Annotated in this window: 16 protein-coding genes and 2 tRNA genes; 12 read left to right on the top strand and 6 right to left on the bottom strand. The window is 39.2% G+C overall.

Annotated features, from left to right (window positions below):
* Positions 1–391: 391 nt before the first annotated feature.
* The 6 genes from ACXITR_RS03685 to rpmA all read left to right on the top strand — a co-directional run bounded on the left by ACXITR_RS03685 (position 392) and on the right by rpmA (position 4,355).
* A complete protein-coding gene (locus ACXITR_RS03685; RefSeq protein WP_457995877.1) occupies positions 392–871 on the top strand; it encodes a diacylglycerol kinase in 480 nt (159 codons plus the stop codon).
* A 13-nt stretch (positions 872–884) separates the two neighbouring features.
* The gene (locus ACXITR_RS03680; protein ID WP_457995876.1) at positions 885–1,484 is read left to right on the top strand and encodes an anthranilate synthase component II; all 600 of its coding nucleotides are present in this window, start codon (positions 885–887) and stop codon (positions 1,482–1,484) included.
* Positions 1,480–2,253 carry an MBL fold metallo-hydrolase gene (locus ACXITR_RS03675; protein ID WP_457995879.1) on the top strand — a complete coding sequence of 258 codons (774 nt, stop codon included), beginning with the start codon at positions 1,480–1,482 and terminating at the stop codon, positions 2,251–2,253. Before ACXITR_RS03680 ends, ACXITR_RS03675 begins: the two co-directional genes overlap by 5 nt.
* A gap of 117 nt (positions 2,254–2,370) precedes the next feature.
* The gene (locus ACXITR_RS03670) at positions 2,371–3,498 is read left to right on the top strand and encodes an ISAs1 family transposase (RefSeq protein ID WP_457995875.1); all 1,128 of its coding nucleotides are present in this window, start codon (positions 2,371–2,373) and stop codon (positions 3,496–3,498) included.
* Between the two features lie 167 nt (positions 3,499–3,665).
* Positions 3,666–4,037, top strand: coding sequence for a 50S ribosomal protein L21 (rplU, locus tag ACXITR_RS03665; RefSeq protein WP_457995874.1), 372 nt, complete (start codon positions 3,666–3,668; stop codon positions 4,035–4,037).
* A gap of 54 nt (positions 4,038–4,091) precedes the next feature.
* On the top strand, positions 4,092–4,355 hold the full coding sequence (gene rpmA / locus ACXITR_RS03660) for a 50S ribosomal protein L27 (protein WP_457995873.1): 264 nt from the start codon (positions 4,092–4,094) through the stop codon (positions 4,353–4,355).
* Positions 4,356–4,467: 112 nt separating this feature from the next.
* Here rpmA and ACXITR_RS03655 read toward each other — a convergent pair whose 3' ends face one another.
* Positions 4,468–4,764: a 2Fe-2S iron-sulfur cluster-binding protein gene (locus ACXITR_RS03655; protein ID WP_457995872.1), complete on the bottom strand. Its 297-nt coding sequence runs from the start codon at positions 4,762–4,764 to the stop codon at positions 4,468–4,470.
* A gap of 322 nt (positions 4,765–5,086) precedes the next feature.
* On the opposite strand from ACXITR_RS03655, the gene ACXITR_RS03650 reads away from it, so the two are divergent.
* A complete protein-coding gene (locus tag ACXITR_RS03650; RefSeq protein WP_457995871.1) occupies positions 5,087–6,010 on the top strand; it encodes a methyltransferase domain-containing protein in 924 nt (307 codons plus the stop codon).
* A 125-nt stretch (positions 6,011–6,135) separates the two neighbouring features.
* Here ACXITR_RS03650 and ACXITR_RS03645 read toward each other — a convergent pair whose 3' ends face one another.
* The gene (locus tag ACXITR_RS03645; RefSeq protein ID WP_457995870.1) at positions 6,136–7,425 is read right to left on the bottom strand and encodes a glucose-1-phosphate adenylyltransferase; all 1,290 of its coding nucleotides are present in this window, start codon (positions 7,423–7,425) and stop codon (positions 6,136–6,138) included.
* Between the two features lie 173 nt (positions 7,426–7,598).
* Complete coding sequence (locus tag ACXITR_RS03640; protein ID WP_457995869.1) at positions 7,599–8,300, bottom strand: HAD family hydrolase; 702 nt, start codon at positions 8,298–8,300, stop codon at positions 7,599–7,601.
* 392 nt (positions 8,301–8,692) lie between these two features.
* On the opposite strand from ACXITR_RS03640, the gene ACXITR_RS03635 reads away from it, so the two are divergent.
* Complete coding sequence (locus ACXITR_RS03635) at positions 8,693–9,736, top strand: 30S ribosomal protein S1 (protein ID WP_457995868.1); 1,044 nt, start codon at positions 8,693–8,695, stop codon at positions 9,734–9,736.
* Positions 9,737–9,823: 87 nt separating this feature from the next.
* Here ACXITR_RS03635 and ACXITR_RS03630 read toward each other — a convergent pair whose 3' ends face one another.
* Positions 9,824–10,903, bottom strand: coding sequence for a glycosyltransferase family 4 protein (locus ACXITR_RS03630; protein WP_457995878.1), 1,080 nt, complete (start codon positions 10,901–10,903; stop codon positions 9,824–9,826).
* Between the two features lie 223 nt (positions 10,904–11,126).
* Here ACXITR_RS03630 and ACXITR_RS03625 point away from each other — a divergent pair.
* The 4 genes from ACXITR_RS03625 to glmU all read left to right on the top strand — a co-directional run bounded on the left by ACXITR_RS03625 (position 11,127) and on the right by glmU (position 13,829).
* A tRNA-Tyr gene (locus ACXITR_RS03625) sits at positions 11,127–11,208 on the top strand.
* A gap of 3 nt (positions 11,209–11,211) precedes the next feature.
* Positions 11,212–11,283 (top strand) — tRNA-Thr (locus tag ACXITR_RS03620).
* A 125-nt stretch (positions 11,284–11,408) separates the two neighbouring features.
* Positions 11,409–12,389 carry a tRNA lysidine(34) synthetase TilS gene (tilS, locus tag ACXITR_RS03615; RefSeq protein WP_457995867.1) on the top strand — a complete coding sequence of 327 codons (981 nt, stop codon included), beginning with the start codon at positions 11,409–11,411 and terminating at the stop codon, positions 12,387–12,389.
* Between the two features lie 87 nt (positions 12,390–12,476).
* The gene (glmU, locus tag ACXITR_RS03610; protein WP_457995866.1) at positions 12,477–13,829 is read left to right on the top strand and encodes a bifunctional UDP-N-acetylglucosamine diphosphorylase/glucosamine-1-phosphate N-acetyltransferase GlmU; all 1,353 of its coding nucleotides are present in this window, start codon (positions 12,477–12,479) and stop codon (positions 13,827–13,829) included.
* Positions 13,830–13,971: 142 nt separating this feature from the next.
* On the opposite strand, the gene ACXITR_RS03605 is transcribed toward glmU, so the two are convergent.
* Positions 13,972–15,288, bottom strand: a complete 1,317-nt coding sequence (locus ACXITR_RS03605) for a hypothetical protein (RefSeq protein WP_457995865.1) — start codon at positions 15,286–15,288, stop codon at positions 13,972–13,974.
* Positions 15,289–15,429: 141 nt separating this feature from the next.
* The gene (locus ACXITR_RS03600) at positions 15,430–17,055 is read right to left on the bottom strand and encodes an ABC transporter substrate-binding protein (protein ID WP_457995864.1); all 1,626 of its coding nucleotides are present in this window, start codon (positions 17,053–17,055) and stop codon (positions 15,430–15,432) included.
* Positions 17,056–17,311 lie beyond the last annotated feature (256 nt).

The raw sequence follows: 17,311 nt of genomic DNA, 5'->3' as shown, positions 1-17,311 counted from the left end.
AATGTCCCTTTGTCCTACATTTTGAGAGTTCATCCAGAAACTAACACATTTATTGCGTACGAATTGGACTGTACGAATGCCCTCATCGATAGCTTTAAACTGCTCTGGTTTTCCTCTTAACTTGTATTCTAAAATAAACATTTTACGTTGTTATGTTCCACGTAATATTATAGTTTATCATTGAACTAATAGGCCAATCGCCTTTTATTTATTTGTCAAATTTCATCCCACCGTTAATTTGATTAAGTTTCCCCTGTGAAATTTAACGGGGGCATTCATTTGACATACTCAAGGTAAACCACAGCTTTTAAGATTAGTTATCATTAATTGACCTTGACATATGCTTGGTCATGTTTATACTTAGTTAGTGATATATAGTCTAAAATTTTTTATGAATAAATTAAATAAAATGACTAATTTAACAGAGAAACCCCCCGCTTTTACCCATGTTGAATCTGTGAAAAAATCTAATTATAGAGTTTCTAAGGCGTGGAAGGTTGCCCCAGATGTTTTTTCTAGTTTTCGCTTTGCTTGGACAGGGGTGATTTACACCTTCAAAACCCAGCGTAATTTTAGAATTCACACGGCGATCGCCCTTCTTGCCATATCATTAGGATTATTGCTCCATGTGACCATGACTCAAATGGCAATCCTCGCCATTACCTGCGCTTTGGTGATGATCTTAGAATTATTGAATACCGCCGTTGAATCTGTGGTAGATTTAACCGTAGGTAAACAGTATCATCAAGGGGCAAAAATAGCCAAAGACTGTGCCGCAGGAGCCGTGTTAGTCAGTGCTATTAGTTCAGTGTTTGTGGCCTGTTTTATTTTGTTACCCTATGGGTTAAACTTAATATTTTCACTGCGATAAGGAGATCCATAGTTTGATTCTAGTTATTGATAATTACGATAGTTTTACTTATAATTTGGTTCAATATTTAGGGGAATTAAGCGCCGAGTTTACCATCGCCCAAAATTTACTGGTTTATCGTAACGATCAAATTACCCTCGAACAACTACAGGAATTGAAACCAGATGCCATAGTCATTTCCCCCGGCCCGGGTAATCCTCAAAGTGCGGGTATTTGCCTCGAACTTGTCAAAAAAATGGGTCAAGATTATCCCATTCTCGGAGTGTGTTTAGGACATCAAACCATCGGCGAAGCCTACGGCGGTAAAATAATTTCAGCCCCTAGTCTCATGCACGGTAAAACCTCCCCCATTCTCCATAAAAATCAAGGGGTATTTAAAGATATTTCTTCCCCATTTCAAGCTACCCGCTACCATAGTTTGATTGTGGACAAAAACTCAATTCCTTCGGTCCTAGAAATTACCGCCTGGACAGAAGATGACATTATCATGGGTATTCGCCACAAACAGTATCCTTGGATTGAAGGGGTTCAGTTTCACCCCGAAAGCATCTTAACGGATTCTGGGTTACAATTGTTACGAAATTTCCTCAAGTCTATTGCTAAATATGATTAATCGTCGTGACTGGTTGCGCCTAAGCGGTCTGGGGGTTTTAACCTCTCTCCTTAGTGCTAAGTATTCCCCCCAAAGAGCGATCGCCCAAACTCCCGCCACAGGAGTTAATATTCAATGGTTAGGACATAGTTGCTTCCTCTTTACAGGAAATAACCTACGGGTACTATCTAACCCCTTCGAGCCCATCGGTTGTACCGCCAACTACCCTGCCCCCAGAGTTAACGCCGATGCCGTCATGATTAGCAGTCGTATGCTCGATGAAGGCGCCGCAGGAGGACTACCCAACAACCCTCAGCTAATGGTTGAAACAGGAGTATATCAGGTGGGTGGGATCCAATTTCAAGGTATTAGAACATTTCATGATCGCCAAAGGGGCAGAAGATTTGGAGACAATATCGTTTGGCGCTGGAATCAAGGAGGAGTAAACATCTTACACCTAGGCGGAATCGCTTCCCCCATTGATGTAGAACAAAGAATTTTGATGGGTAGTCCCGATGTTGCCATGATACCCATCGGCGGAGGTCCCAAAAACTATAACCCCCAAGAAGCCATGGATGCCATCAGAGTCTTACGCCCCAAAGTCGTATTTCCTACCCAATATCTTACCTCCAACGCCGACCCCAATAGTTGCGATTTAGTACCCTTAGAGGAATTTTTAACCCTTGCCCGGGCAGAAGAGTTAAACATTGGCAGAATTCAGGGCAATCAAACTACTATTCGCCCCCAAGACTTACCCCCCCGAGGTACCCTCATTCGAGTTTTTAGTTAAGAAATTTTTTCTCCCCAAAATGTAAAGGCAAAAAGGTTAATTTTTAAGCAGGGCAAACGCATACTAAAAATTTATGAGAAAGTGGTATGGTAAACATCATAGAGGAAATTAATAGCCGTGAGTTCTGAGAAATCATACTTGTGGAAACATTTTGAAAATATTGAAGACCCACGAACCAGTTACTTAATTGAACATAAATTAGTTGATATTATAGCATTAACAATTTTAGCCGTTATTTGTGGTGCCGACTCTTGGGTGGAAATTGAAGAATATGGTAAAAGTAAAGTATCTTGGCTAGAAACATTTCTCGAACTGCCCAATGGTATTCCTTCTCATGATACTATTGCTCGTTTATTTGCTCGTCTATGTCCAAAGCAATTACAATCAGCTTTCCTGGATTGGATTAATCATATTGCTCAGATAACACAAGGAGAAATAATAGCTATTGATGGTAAAACATTACGGCACTCTTATGATTCAAGTCAAAATAAAAGTGCCATTCATATGGTAAGTGCTTGGGCTAGTAATAATAACTTGGTTTTGGGACAGTTAAAAGTAGAAGATAAATCCAATGAAATTACGGCAATTCCGAAATTATTGGCAGTTTTAGAACTTAATGGTTGTATTGTGACCATTGATGCAATGGGGTGTCAAAAGGACATAGCCAAAAGAATTATCGAGAAAGGAGGAGAGTATATTCTTAGCCTCAAAGGTAATCAAGGTAATTTATTTGAGGATGTAAAACAATTATTTGATTGGGCACGGAAAAATAATTATCAAGAAATTATCAAGGAAAAATATGAAACTATAGAAAAGAATCATGGTCGAATTGAAAAACGCTGTTATTGGTTAATGAATTCAGCGGCAGATTTCATTGATAGTGAAAAATGGGTGGGGTTGAAAACCATTGGAATAGTAGAGTCAGAAAGAAAAATTCCGGGACAAAAACCCACATTGGAAAGAAGGTATTACTTAACAAGTTTAGATCAAGGAGTAGAAACTTTTGCCCGAGGGATAAGGAGTCATTGGGGAATAGAAAATAAATTGCATTGGTGTTTAGATGTAGGGTTTAGGGAGGATGAAAGTAGAATCAGAAAAGAAAACAGTAGTGAAAACATGGCAGTCATTAGACACATTGCTTTAAATTTGTTGAATCAGGAAAAGAGTTGCTCTCGAGGTAAAAAAGCAAAACGACTTAAGGCTGGATGGGATAATGATTATTTACTTAAGATTTTGTCTGCTTGAGTATGCGTTTGCCCTGAATTTTTAAGGGCAAATATTGACAATTAGTTAACTATAAAGATACAATTGTTGATTGTGTCTCCAGTCCTGTTCGGATCAGGTAAAGGCATCAAGAAAAAGCAGAGAATTAATTCTGCTACCTGTACGGCAGTATATATTAGGAAAAAATTATGACTTACGCAATAATCGAAATCTGCGGAAAACAACTTAAAGTTGAACCCGGTAGATTTTTTGAACTAGATAGATTTGATCTCGAAGTAAACGAAGAATTAAATATTGATAAAGTATTACTCGTTAACCACGACGGAGAAATTCATGTAGGACAACCCTACGTTGAAGGTGCTTCTATTAATGGAACTATTTTAAAACATAGCCGAGGCAGAAAGGTAATTGTTTATAAAATGCAACCCAAGAAGAAAACCCGTAAAAAAAGAGGTCATAGACAAGAATTAAGCCGTTTAATGATTAATTCTATCAGTCTAGGGGGCAATGTAATTGCTCAGAAACCCGAGGAAGCAACTACTGAAGCAGTGGAAGCATAAAATAACATACACTTGAATAACAGTTCATTTTATTAAAGGAAATAGCATAATACCATGGCACATAAGAAAGGTACAGGTAGTACTCGTAACGGAAGAGATTCTAATTCTAAACGCTTAGGCGTTAAATGTTTTGGTGGAGAAACCGTAAAAGCTGGAAATATTATTATTCGTCAGCGTGGCACTAAAGTTTATCCTGGTGAAAACGTTGGACGTGGTAATGATGACACTCTCTTTGCTTTAATCCCCGGGATTGTTACTTTTGAATACAAAACCCGTAGTCAGAAAAAAGTAAGTGTTTATCCTTTAGAGGCTAACTAGGCTTTTTCTACTAAAACTACTGAATTTTATTTCAGTCATCATTAACTAAATTGGGGTAAGCTTTAAGACTTGCCCCTTTTTTTCATTAATAACGGTTAATTGTCGGTTGTTACTATGGTTTGGTATTAACGCTAACTTCACCATTGACGATAGTTTGACAGGCTAAACGATAGCTATCGGGTTTTTTCTTTAGCTTTCTATTCTCAAATTCGGTTCTGGGAGATAGATTTTCCATACCTTCGACAATCTCGACAACACAAGTACCACATTGCCCATATCCTCCACAGTTGATTAATTTTCCTCTGAGGCGGTAAATATCAATTCCATTTTGTTTTGCTTTTTCTCTTAAGTTTGCACCATCGGCGGCGACAACGTCTTTGTTTTCTTTGAGAAACCTAATCGTGGGCATTTTTCTATTTTCTCCTTATTTTTTTGTTTGTTAAGTTTCTTATATCAGTATTAAGAAATTATAAATAACTTTGACCATAAAACCAGAATTATACCAAATAAAGGTTTACTCTCCTAGGGAATTGATTCAAAAACCACTATAAATTTAGAAATAGGTGTTTGATTTAAAAAGAAAGTTAAGTGTATGCTAAATTTATCAAGAGTTTTAAGTTTAGGTAATCTAAGGGTTTAAGATAAGTAATTGCCATTGATATTTACGGTCACATTGCATTGATTCACAATATTAATATAATTTTTATACCTGTTTAGGATAACTATACAACATGGAAACTAACACTATTAAACCAGAAAATAATCTTACTACCAGTTTTATTAATACTTTGTTGGCCATAAAACCCCTTGCGGAGTTTGCTAAGAGTCGGGCTAGGAAGATGATTATTAGTCGGGCGCAGACTATTGGGGTTGATTGGTATGGTAATATTAATTCTTTTCAGAATCGGGACTGGAGTGAGGATATAAGGGCGGTGGAGAATCAGGGGGTTGATTATCCTGAATATTATTTAAAGTCCTTTCATGCTTATGAGAAGGGCAATCTGGAGTGGAAGGCGGCATGGGAGTTGGAATCGGCGGCCTATAGTGTTCATTCTACTATTTTTTCTAAGGAGCCGAGGTTAGAGGGCGATCGCACCTTACGAAATAATTATCATGAGGTATTAAAGAAGGAAATTAATGGTAATCCTGAGCAAATTTTAGATATGGGCTGTGGAGTCGGTTTAAGTACCTTTGCCCTACAGGAAAATTATCCCGATGCAACCGTTACAGGGTTAGATTTATCTCCTTACTTCTTGGCGGTGGCAAAACATCAAGCAGAACAAAAAAAATATCATATTCAGTGGCATCATAGTCAAGCCGAAAAAACTAACTTATCATCAGAATCCTTTGATTTAGTATCTTGTTTTTTAATGTTCCATGAATTACCCCAATCGGCAGCCAAAAATATTTTAAACCACGCCCATAGTCTGATCAAAAAAGGCAGTTATCTTGGCATTATGGATATGAATCCTCAGTCAGAAGCCTATCAAAAAATGCCCCGTTATGTACTCACATTATTAAAAAGTACCGAGCCTTATTTGGATCAATATTTTAGTTTAGATATTAAACAACAATTATTAGATATTGGTTTTGAAGAGCCAAAAATAATTACTATTAGTAAAAGACACCGTGCGATCGTAGCGAAGAAAAAATGATAGAAAAGCAGGTCATTGACCTGCATAACTTGATTAAAATTTGGATGATATTACTTTGTAAAAAAGAGAATAGATGTTATTAAAATTAGAGAAAAATACTCAAAAAATCCCTTTCTTTTGACTTATTAAATGATAGTATTATCAGCAATAGAAGCATTTTTAATAACAACCACAATTCCATTACGAATTAAAAATCCCTCATCCTCTCGGTTAGCTTCCTCAACCCTATCTTTGTTGATAATTTGTACATTTTGACCAATACGGGCATTTTTATCAACGATCGCACGGCGTACAATAGAATTAGCACCAATACCAATAGGCACACCACCATCTTTTAACTTATTTTGTCTGACAGTGTAAGGCTCATAAACATCAGCCCCCATAATCAAGGTATCTTCAATCACACAATTACTTTCAATGCGAGTTCTCACCCCCAAAACACAGTGATTAATGCGACATTCTTTAATAATACAACCCTCCCCAATGATAGATTGAGTCACCTGAGAATCAAGTAACTTGGTAGGGGGTAAATAACGGGAACGAGTATAAATAGGAGCTTTCTCATCATAAAAACTAAAAGAAGGCTGAGGCTGATTAGTCAAAGACAAATTAGCATCATAAAAAGCCTCAATAGTTCCAATATCTTCCCAATAACCCTTAAATAGATAGGCTTGAATATTATGATCCTTCGCCGCATTAGGAATAATTTCCTTACCAAAATCAGTTTGATCAGGATTTTCCGTTAATAACTTGCGTAAAACCTCTTTCTTAAACACATAGATACCCATAGAAGCAATATAAGGCTGTTCTTGGGCTTGTTCAGGGTTTAACCCCAAAATACTCGTATCTACGGCCATTTGCTTAAGGGCATCACCCTTGGGCTTCTCGCTAAAATCAGTGATTCTACCAGAGTCATCAATTTTCATTAAACCGAAAGCCTCGGCTCTTTTTTCATCGATGGGAACGACTGAAATGGTAATATCAGCATTAGTTTTGCGGTGATGTTCCACAAACTTACTATAATCCATGCGATAAAGATGATCCCCTGAAAGGATAATATATTCATCAATATCCCACTCATCAAAAAGCCAGATATATTGACGCACCGCATCCGCTGTACCTTGGAACCAGTCAGGATTTTCTTTCGTTTGTTGGGCTGCTAATACCTCCACAAAACCATCACTAAACCCAGAAAAATTATAAGCTCTACTGATATGACGATTCAAAGAAGCAGAGTTAAATTGAGTTAAAACATAAATTTTTAAAATTTCTGAGTTGATACAGTTACTGATAGGAATATCAATGAGACGATATTTTCCTGCTAAAGGTACTGCTGGTTTGGCTCGTAATTTGGTGAGGGGATACAACCTAGTACCTGCACCTCCCCCTAAAATAATACCGAGTACTTTTTTCACGCTTTTGACCTCTAAAAAATCACTTTTATAAGAAAGTTTAGGCTTTATTGGCACAATTAACAATCTTTTCCCATCTAATTGGCTTAGGGTTAGAGCATCCACCGATGGAGAAAGATTGACGACTTTTTACTTCAAATAATTACTTTTGTACTCAAAGAGATTAATTTCTGATGCTAGTTACTCTGTATCTTACTCAAAATATCCGCCACCAATTGAGGATCCATTAATTGGGAGTCATCAAAATGTGGAGATATGCAATAATCACAAAAATCAAAAACATGATTTTGAGTATTCGCTCCCCCATAACCAATTACCTTAACTCCTGCCCTAATAGCGGCCAAGATTGACAGAAAGGAGTCTTCCACCGCTATGGCTTCATCTGCTTGGATATTTAGATTGCTGAGGGCTTTTTGATAACCTTCGGGGGAGGGTTTACCTTCGCTCAAGTTTTCTCTGGTAATGATGGTTTTAAAACTTGATTGTAAATTGGTAATTTTTAAAAGGGTATCTACATTAGCTTTATAGGTACTGGTAACTAACCCCAATGATAGGTCATGGGCTTGGGCGTAGTTAATAATATTTTTGGCAAAAGGTCTTAAGGGAGGTTTTTTTTCTTGGACTAATTGACAAGCAATCGTAGTTTTTAATTGATGGATTTGCTCAATTTTTTCTGGACTTAATTTTTTATCCGTGGCATCAGAAAGCATTTCTAGTCTTTTTTGTCCGCCATTAATCTCTAACAATTCACGATAGGTGGATAAATCCCAGTGCCAATTAATTCCTAATTGAGCCATAGCTTCATTGTAGGCTTGTCGTTGTAATTCTGAAGTCTCTACTAAGGTACCAATGGAGCCAATGAAAATTGCTTTGTACATTTTTTAAATGCAGGTTGTTAAGATTAAAATAAGGATATTAGCACAATTTCTAGCTTCAGGATTCAACAACATTCCCCGTTCAAAATTCTGTATAATATACCTTAAATCAAAAATTTAAATCGTTTTTGGTGCTAAGCTAGATAATTGGGCTTGTCGTTTAGGGGATTAACCCAAATCCCACACAGCAGAAAGTGAAAAAACCAACAGCTTAGGGCTGAGGAACATTCTTTCACCGAAAACTGTGTCAAATTCAATAATAGAAGTATTAAATTCTAAATTAATCTCTATGTTTATTTTTTCCGAATCACTTATGAATATACTTTGTAAGGGCATGGAAAATATTTGTAATTATCAAAAAACTAAGTAAATTGAAAACCTTTGAAAATATGCCTATGGTCAGTCAAACCGAAACCACAAAAACCGATATTGGTTTTACCCATGAAGATTTTGCTGCTCTTTTAGATCAATATGACTATCACTTTAGCCCTGGGGATGTAGTACCCGGTACAGTGTTTAGCATGGAGCAAAGAGGCGCTTTAATCGACATCGGAGCAAAGACTGCCGCCTACATTCCTGTACAAGAACTTTCCATCAACAGAGTTGATAACCCCGATGAGGTTTTACAACCCAACGAAACCAGAGAATTTTTTATTCTTACCGATGAAAATGAAGATGGACAATTAACCCTCTCTATTCGTCGCATTGAGTACATGCGCGCATGGGAAAGAGTCCGCCAACTACAACAAGAAGATGCCACCGTTTATTCCAACGTATTCGCTACTAACAGAGGTGGTGCCTTAGTAAGAGTTGAAGGTTTAAGAGGCTTTATCCCCGGTTCTCATATTAGTGCAAAGGATGCTAAAGAGGATTTATTAGGTCAAGATTTACCTTTAAAATTCTTAGAAGTTGATGAAGAGCGGAATCGTCTTGTACTCAGCCATCGTCGTGCTTTAGTAGAGCGTAAGATGAATGGTTTAGAAGTTGCCCAAGTGGTGGTTGGCTCTGTTCGTGGAATCAAACCATATGGTGCGTTTATCGACATCGGTGGTGTAAGTGGCTTACTACACATCTCCGAAATTTCCCATGATCATATTGATACTCCTCACAGTGTATTTAATGTTAATGATGAGTTAAAAGTAATGATCATCGACTTAGACGCTGAAAGAGGACGTATTTCCCTATCTACTAAGCAATTAGAGCCTGAACCCGGCGATATGTTAAAAAATCGGGATTTAGTGTTTGAAAAAGCTGAGGAAATGGCCGCTGCTTATCGTGAAAGACTATTAAATAATAGTGAAGTCTCTGAAGAAGGCGCCGTTGAGGGAGAAACCTTAGAAGTTGAAGCGGTAGAAACTGTTGCTACCGAGGAAACTAACGAAGGGGTAGAAGAAACCACTACTCCCGATGAGGAATTAACTTCCACCGTCACTGAATAATCAATCTTTATTATTTTGAGATTGTTTAACTAATCTTGTTGACAAAAAAACTTAAGGGTTTTCTAGGAGGGCTAGTCCCTCCTTTTTTTATTCCTCACTTTTTACTCGACGATTTCGCCATACCTGCCAAGAAATATAAATTAGTAAAATCGTTGCCCCCATCACATAAACTCCTCCGCTGGGAAAACCTGAAAAAATGAGAGCAAAACTTCCCACCCATAACGTTAGGGAATAGATAAATAAAACCGTTAGTCTTTGGGATATTCCTGCATTAAGGAGACGGTGGTGCAAATGGCGTTTATCAGCTAAAAAAGGGGATTTACCTTGGATAAGACGGGAAAGAATAACGATGGACATATCCACAATAGGCACCGCTAGAATAATATAGGGTAACACTACGGCGGTTACGGCGGCGGTTTTGGCTAGTCCGATTACTCCTACCCCTGCCAGAAGAAAACCCATAAAATATGCTCCCCCATCCCCCATGAAAATTTGAGCGGGATTAAAGTTATACCTTAAAAATCCTAATGCACCCCCTGCTAAGGCGGCAGCGATGAGGGCAGCGGCGGGTTGATTCATAAATAAGCTGACAATCAACATAACTACGGCGGCAATACCGCAGACTCCTGCTGCTAAACCGTCTAAACCATCAATCCAGTTGATGGCGTTTACCATGCCCACTAACCAAATTATGGTGATGGGTAAACTAAGCCACCATTGGTCTATTTGTACTAAGCCAAAAAAAGGAACGGTGAGAAAGTCAATCCTGACTCCTTGCCACCAAGCAAAGCTAGAGACCACCGACTGCACAATTAATCGAAACAGAGGGGAAAGGTTGAATAAGTCATCGGCAAAACCAATCAAAAAGAATAGACAAGCCCCAATGGTCACTCCCCAAATTTCAGCATCTTGGTCTGGGGGAAGAATACCGAATCCTCCCATCCACCACACTATTAGTAGGGAACAGGTTACGGCGGCGAAAATGGCTACTCCTCCTATTCTCACAATGGGTTGACGATGTACTTTTCTGGAGTCTGGTTTATCTACATAACCACTTTTTAGACCAATGGTTTTGACGATGGGGGTTGCCCATAAGACTAAGTTCATGGACACCAGAAAGGCAACTAGATGATAGGTTTCTTGGGTAGGGGCAAATTCATAATTCATCATTGACTGTTATAGAAAGATGACAATCTTCATGTTGAGGTTGTGTTAATCTTACTAATTTTAGGTCATTTAAGATCATTCTTTTGAGGTTTGGCTGAATGTCTGTTTTTTGATGTGAGATTTTAAGATGAAATGGGTGCCAAAGAAGACTTTTATTTTTTTTAGGATTAATGTTGACATTTTAATAAAAGGTTAGCTATAATAATTAACTGTGAAAACAAAAGGGTCGATGCCCGAGTGGTTAATGGGGGCGGACTGTAAATCCGCTGGCTATGCCTACGCTGGTTCAAATCCAGCTCGGCCCATAGGCCTTTGTAGCTCAGTGGTAGAGCACACCCTTGGTAAGGGTGAGGTCACGAGTTCAATCCTCGTCAAAGGCTTATTATTAATGGAGAGTTAATAGTTAATTACTATTACTTTTCTGTAAGCATAAATATTGATTTTAAATAATGGACTGGAATGGTGGGCAATGTCCGCCCTAGAAGGTTTTAAAATTTATTAGCAGATGTGGAGTGGTTATCATGCAAGGTTACATCAGGTTTTAAAGCATAGGAAAATTTTACCTAAATATGGTAGGATTTTGGTGGCTTTGTCTGGAGGACAGGATTCCCTCTGTTTAACTCGTCTTATCTTGGATTTACGGGATAAGTGGGGGTGGAAAGTGGCGATCGCCCATTGTGACCACCATTGGAAGTTGGATAAAGGTTTAGCCGAACATATCGAGAAAATAGCCCGTGATTGGGGCGTAGATTTATATTTAGAAACAGCACAGCACAAAATACCAGAAAAAGAAGCATCGGCGAGGAAATGGCGTTATCAGGTATTGAAGGATATAGCCATAAGCCATGGTTTTGATTATGTACTCACCGCGCACACTAAGAGCGATCGCACCGAAACCTTTTTATATAATCTTATCAGAGGTTCAGGCAGTGACGGTCTAACCTCCTTACATTGGACAAGGGAATTAACCCACGGAGTGGAATTAGTGCGCCCCTTACTCAGCTTTAGTCGCCAAGACACGGGAAACTTTTGCCAACAGTTTAACTTACCCATCTGGGAAGATAGCTATAACCAAAACAAAAAATTTGCCCGTAACCGCATTCGCCTTGATTTGATTCCCTATCTGCAAAAAGAATTTAATGCCCAAGTGGAAAACCACATCGCCCAAACCGCTGAAATTTTGAGGGCTGACCGAGAATTTTTAAACCATCAGGCCCAACGGCTTTTCGAGGAAGTGAAGATAAATCAAGATACCATTGACCGTAAAAAGTTAAAGGAAACGCCCCTCAGTTTACAAAGAAGGGTGATAAAACTATTTTTAGGACAAAATTTGTCTAAGATGCCCACTTTCGAGCAAATAGAGGCAGTTGTTAAATTGATTGATGCTCCTAACGGTTCTCAAACCTCTAGTTTTGCAGGAGGAAAGGCGATCGCCGTCAGGGATAGTCAAATTGTGATGACTAAGATCCCCCCTAGCCCCCCTTAATAAGGTGGGGACTTGTCAAAATTTTACCTTCTGCGGAGGTAATCCTTTGATGATATACTCTAGGGCAAACGGTAGTAAAAATATCCCATGTTAGCAGTTGCAATTCTTGCCGCAGGCAAAGGAACTAGAATGAAATCCCAACTTCCGAAGGTATTACACCCTTTAGGAAATAAGACTTTGGTAGAAAGGGCGATCGCCTCTTGTGAACTGATAAAACCTGATCGCACCGCCATCATTATCGGTTATGAAGGAGAAAAAATAAAACAAGCCCTTAACCACCTAGAAAAAGTAGAATTTGTCGAACAAAAAGAGCAACTAGGCACAGGACACGCCATCCAACAGTTACTCGAACCCCTCAAAGACTTTTCAGGAGACTTATTAGTTTTAAACGGTGATGTACCCCTATTACGCCCCGAAACCGTCGAAAAATTAGTGGCTACCCACAGAGAAAATAAAAATCAGGCAACCCTCCTCACCGCCAATTTATCCAACCCCACAGGTTATGGAAGGGTATTTTGTGATAGTGATAATATCGTTAAACAAATCATCGAACATCGAGACTGTAGCTCTGCCCAAAAACAAAATCCGAGGGTAAATGCAGGGGTATATTGCTTTAACTGGGATGCCCTTAAGGAAGTATTACCCAAACTCAGTACCAATAACGATCAACAGGAATATTACCTCACCGAAGTAGTAGATTTTTTAAACCCCGTCATGGCATTGGATGTGGACGATGCTTTAGAAATTAATGGTATTAATGATCGCCGTCAATTGGCAGCTGCCTATGATATTTTACAGGCAAGGGTAAAAGAAGCATGGATGATGGCGGGAGTAACCATGATCGACCCTGATAGTATTACCATTGAAGATACCGTCACCCTAAGTGCTGATGTCACCCTCGAACCTCAAACCCATCTAAGGGGTAATACCGTTATCGGTGCTGGATCTCACATTGGGCCGGGTAGTTTTGTGGAAAATAGCCACATTGGGGAAGGGGTCAAAATATTTTACTCCACGGTGATAGATAGCACCATCGCTTCTGATAGTAAAATTGGTCCTTATAGTCATTTACGAGGACAAGCAAATATTGGTGAAAATTGTCGGGTAGGTAATTTTGTGGAGGTGAAAAAATCCACTGTGGGCAATAAAACCAACGTAGCCCACCTATCTTATATTGGGGATGCTACCCTTGGAAGTCAAGTGAATGTGGGGGCTGGTACCATTACCGCTAACTATGATGGGGTGAATAAACATCCTACGATTATAGGCGATCGCACTAAAACGGGTTCTAATAGTGTGTTTGTTGCCCCCGTAACCATCGGTGAAGACGTAACCATCGGCGCGGGTTCAGTGATTACCCATGATGTGCCCGATGGAGCCTTGGCGATCGCCCGTCAAAAACAAAAAAATATCGACCATTGGAAATCAAGGAGTAAATAAGAAAAAAATTTCCCCGAAAGTAATTCATTCTCAAATTTTCTAGTTAGTTACCCCCACATTAACAAGGGGCTTAAGCCCCTTACCACCTTAATTTAGCTCATTACCACCTCAATTCAGCTTCCTTGCCACTTTAGTTCAAGCCCTACTCTCCTAGTAAATTATCTAACATATCCCGATCACTCGAATAAATTATTTCATCTTCACTAAGGACTTTTTGAGTAGCAAACTGACGGGCATAATTAATTTTAGGCTGTAATTCATCCTTATTTTCTATCAATAAACCAGCCCTTTCTTTCCTGTTATCGTTACGCTTTTCTATTTTACCGTTACGAGTTTGAAGCCAGAAATAACGAACTAAAGGTACTGTTAAATAAGCCACGGAATAACCAACCAAAACAGGATAGATAAACTGCACCAAATCAACAAAAGCAATTAAATCAGGGGATAAAGTCGATAAATCTTGTTGTGTTAGAGAAGAAAAGACCAATACCAGAATAAAATAAACTGCCCCTAGTCCAAATGCCATGATTTTTTGAGAACTGGTGGCGATGCTAAACTGCCATTTATTTTCCTCAAGATAAGGGGAAATAGAGCTTTTTCCTTTTGCCTTTGCCCTAACCTGTAACTCAGGGAAATAATAAATAATATCTCCTGTTTCTGATACTTCAGGATAACCATTAAAACGAGTTAACACAGGCAACATATAATCCTCGTCTCTCTCGTTATAGATATTGATATTGTCGAGATAGGGAGCAATTTGTTCCGCAATTACCGCCCCCTGATTATTTTGAATTACCCCCGCTATTTCTTGCCATCTTCTTTCCTCAAGATTGGGGTTAGGATTACCATCCCCGAAAAGGAATGAATAAATACTCTCAAGGAAATTTAGCTCACTTTTTGGTTTTGGTTGCTGGGGTACATTTCCCTGATAAGACTGCTGATAATAGTAATTATTGCGGTGGTAGCGAGGGCTAAAGATAGAGAAAGGATTGGGCATAAGCCAGAAGTTTGGCATAAACATCATTCCCCCTCCTCCTCGAGAGTTGTTACTACTACGGTTGTCATTGTCACCCTTAGAAGCGGAAAGAGCAATTACAATAAGTGCGATCGCAATGGCTAAAATTAAAATGGAAGCAATGAGAAGAATACCAAAAGAAATGCGAATTAGGTAAAAAACGACCTCCCACGCCTTGGAAAGCCACTGTTTCGCCCTCAACTTCCAATAACGATTTCGTAATATAGCTCGAAAATCATTGGGAAAAGCATAAACCATATCCCCCGTTTCGGCTACCTGTAAATGTCCCCCCGCCTCCGATGCTAGGGCGAGTAACTCTTTTTGGGCAAGGGCAACATCTAAACCACTTTCTAAGGCAACATCACCCACCGTGACACGATAATCTAATTTTTCTACCGATTTCATAATGGCGGGATTCGGATTCATATCTTCATTTCTCCTCATAACTTTTGCTTCCTTTTTTCAGTATATAGCAACCTCCATGGTGACGTAGTGGATTAGGTAGGGGGGAAATCTCCCATTCTTCCCATGGCTAAAACCTACATCAACCAAGCATTTTTTAAAATACAATGAGAATAGGGAATGCTATCTACTAATAGTCCAAAAAGGAAAAGTTTGACTAGGATTAATGGCCACTCCTTCCACACCATTTTGAGCAAAGGCATATTCTTTGGTTTGCCAAATGGGAATATAAGGAACTTCTTGACCTAAAATTTCTTGGATTTCCCGAAAATCTTGTTCCCGTTGACTAGGATCATTTGTTCTTCTAGCATCATTAATTAACTCATTAACCCGCTCACTATAGAAAAACGAACCTTGATTCTGCGCTCCTCCTTCGATGCAGCCCTCTTCTTCATTACCATTGGGGCAACTGAGGAAAGGATGAACATAATTATCAGGATCTAAAAAGTCGGGATACCAATCCCCTAAAAAGGTTTGATAAGTACCTTGGCTGAGGTTACTAAATGCCGTGGCACTTTCTACTCCTTGGGGTTGAAACTCAAGCATACCATCTAACTGTTGCTCGGCGATCGCCCTTAGGGTATTGGCTACAGCGGTACGGGGGCGAGATGTGGAGGGGAACCAAATTTCGATTTGGGCAGGATTTTCCGCCGAAAAACCAGCTTCGGTTAACAACTCCTTGGCTAACTCCGCATTATCATCACGATACATTTGCTCAAAAACGGGTTGATACACATCAAACGCTTCAGGAATCATGGAATAAAGAGGCTCTGCCAAACCCTGTGTCACCCTTTCCATAATTAACTCCCTATTCATGATAAGGGCGATCGCCTGACGCACTTCCAATTGATCCAAAGGAGGCTGATTACGATTCAAAGACATATAGGAAATTACCGTGCCTTGCCCTTGTAAAGCCTGAAATTTTCCACCCTGGGCATCTTCCAACAAACTCACCGTTTGCTCTGGGGCAAAAGACTGATAGGCGACAGTGATAGCCCCCGTCAGAAAACTGTTATACAAATTCGCCGAATTATCCGCAAAAATCTGCATATCAATGCCCTCATTCCTAGGCAAGTCACCCCAATAGTCCTCAAACACATCCAACCTTGCCGAATCACTGTCAAAGGAAGCTAATCGATAAGGCCCAGTACCTACCAACTCATTAGGTTTAAACTCCCCCTCCCCGATGGTGTAATTAGTAGGGGAAACCGCACAAGCCCCCGGAAAAGCCAACAGAGCAGGAAACGCCGCAAAGGGTTGTTTTAATCTAATTTGTAACTCATATTCTGCCGTGGGTGTAACTTCCTCAATAATATCCGTCAAGAGAAAAGAAGGTCGTCCCCCATTTTCCATAAATCGACTTAAGGAAAACTCCATGGTTTTGGCGTTGAAATCACTACCATCATGGAATTTTACCCCCTCCCGTAGAGGGATAGTATAAACCAAACCATCATCGCTAATGGTGGGCATTTCCGTTGCCAATAACGGTACTAAATCCGTAGTACCCACATCGTAGGTATAAAGGGTTTCTGCCACATTATAAATGAGGTTCATCCCTGCCAAATCATAACTATCCGCAGGATCTAAAGTTCTTGCCCGAAGGGTTGTACCAAAACTAATTCTGCCATTATTCTGCATTGGGGCATCGCCATTACCTGTCACCGTAGCCGTATTATTACAAGCCACAATTAAACCGCAACAGATAATCCCAATCAGTAAATATTTGATTTTTTTGAAAATTTGTTTCATTTTTATTATTTAAAAATTAGAGAATCTTTGACTAACTAAATATTTAGAGGAAATAGTGAGTAGGCATAATTATATCAATCTAGCTCAGAAACCCACTTTTCCTTTTTTAAGTCCTGTTAACGGTACTTAAACAGAAAAGTAAGGTAAACTAATAATAAAAGTAGACAGAGTGACAACATTAGGTCATTATGAAAGAAACAACGTCTTCGTCCATGCCACCATGTTTTAATCGTTGGTGTGAAAAATTCGACCCATT

The sequence above is a fragment of the Cyanobacterium sp. genome (genome assembly GCF_054166785.1).
This window is presented reverse-complemented; position numbering and strand designations above follow the sequence as displayed.

Excerpts from the sequence above, each read along its gene's own strand:
- ACXITR_RS03685 (WP_457995877.1), top strand. The coding sequence starts at position 392 with ATGAATAAATTAAATAAAATGACTAATTTAACAGAGAAACCCCCCGCT.
- rplU (WP_457995874.1), top strand. The coding sequence starts at position 3,666 with ATGACTTACGCAATAATCGAAATCTGCGGAAAACAACTTAAAGTTGAA.
- rpmA (WP_457995873.1), top strand. The coding sequence starts at position 4,092 with ATGGCACATAAGAAAGGTACAGGTAGTACTCGTAACGGAAGAGATTCT.
- ACXITR_RS03655 (WP_457995872.1), bottom strand. The coding sequence starts at position 4,764 with ATGCCCACGATTAGGTTTCTCAAAGAAAACAAAGACGTTGTCGCCGCC.
- ACXITR_RS03650 (WP_457995871.1), top strand. The coding sequence starts at position 5,087 with ATGGAAACTAACACTATTAAACCAGAAAATAATCTTACTACCAGTTTT.
- ACXITR_RS03640 (WP_457995869.1), bottom strand. The coding sequence starts at position 8,300 with ATGTACAAAGCAATTTTCATTGGCTCCATTGGTACCTTAGTAGAGACT.
- ACXITR_RS03635 (WP_457995868.1), top strand. The coding sequence starts at position 8,693 with ATGGTCAGTCAAACCGAAACCACAAAAACCGATATTGGTTTTACCCAT.
- ACXITR_RS03630 (WP_457995878.1), bottom strand. The coding sequence starts at position 10,903 with ATGAATTATGAATTTGCCCCTACCCAAGAAACCTATCATCTAGTTGCC.
- tilS (WP_457995867.1), top strand. The coding sequence starts at position 11,409 with ATGTGGAGTGGTTATCATGCAAGGTTACATCAGGTTTTAAAGCATAGG.
- glmU (WP_457995866.1), top strand. The coding sequence starts at position 12,477 with ATGTTAGCAGTTGCAATTCTTGCCGCAGGCAAAGGAACTAGAATGAAA.
- ACXITR_RS03605 (WP_457995865.1), bottom strand. The coding sequence starts at position 15,288 with ATGAGGAGAAATGAAGATATGAATCCGAATCCCGCCATTATGAAATCG.
- ACXITR_RS03600 (WP_457995864.1), bottom strand. The coding sequence starts at position 17,055 with ATGAAACAAATTTTCAAAAAAATCAAATATTTACTGATTGGGATTATC.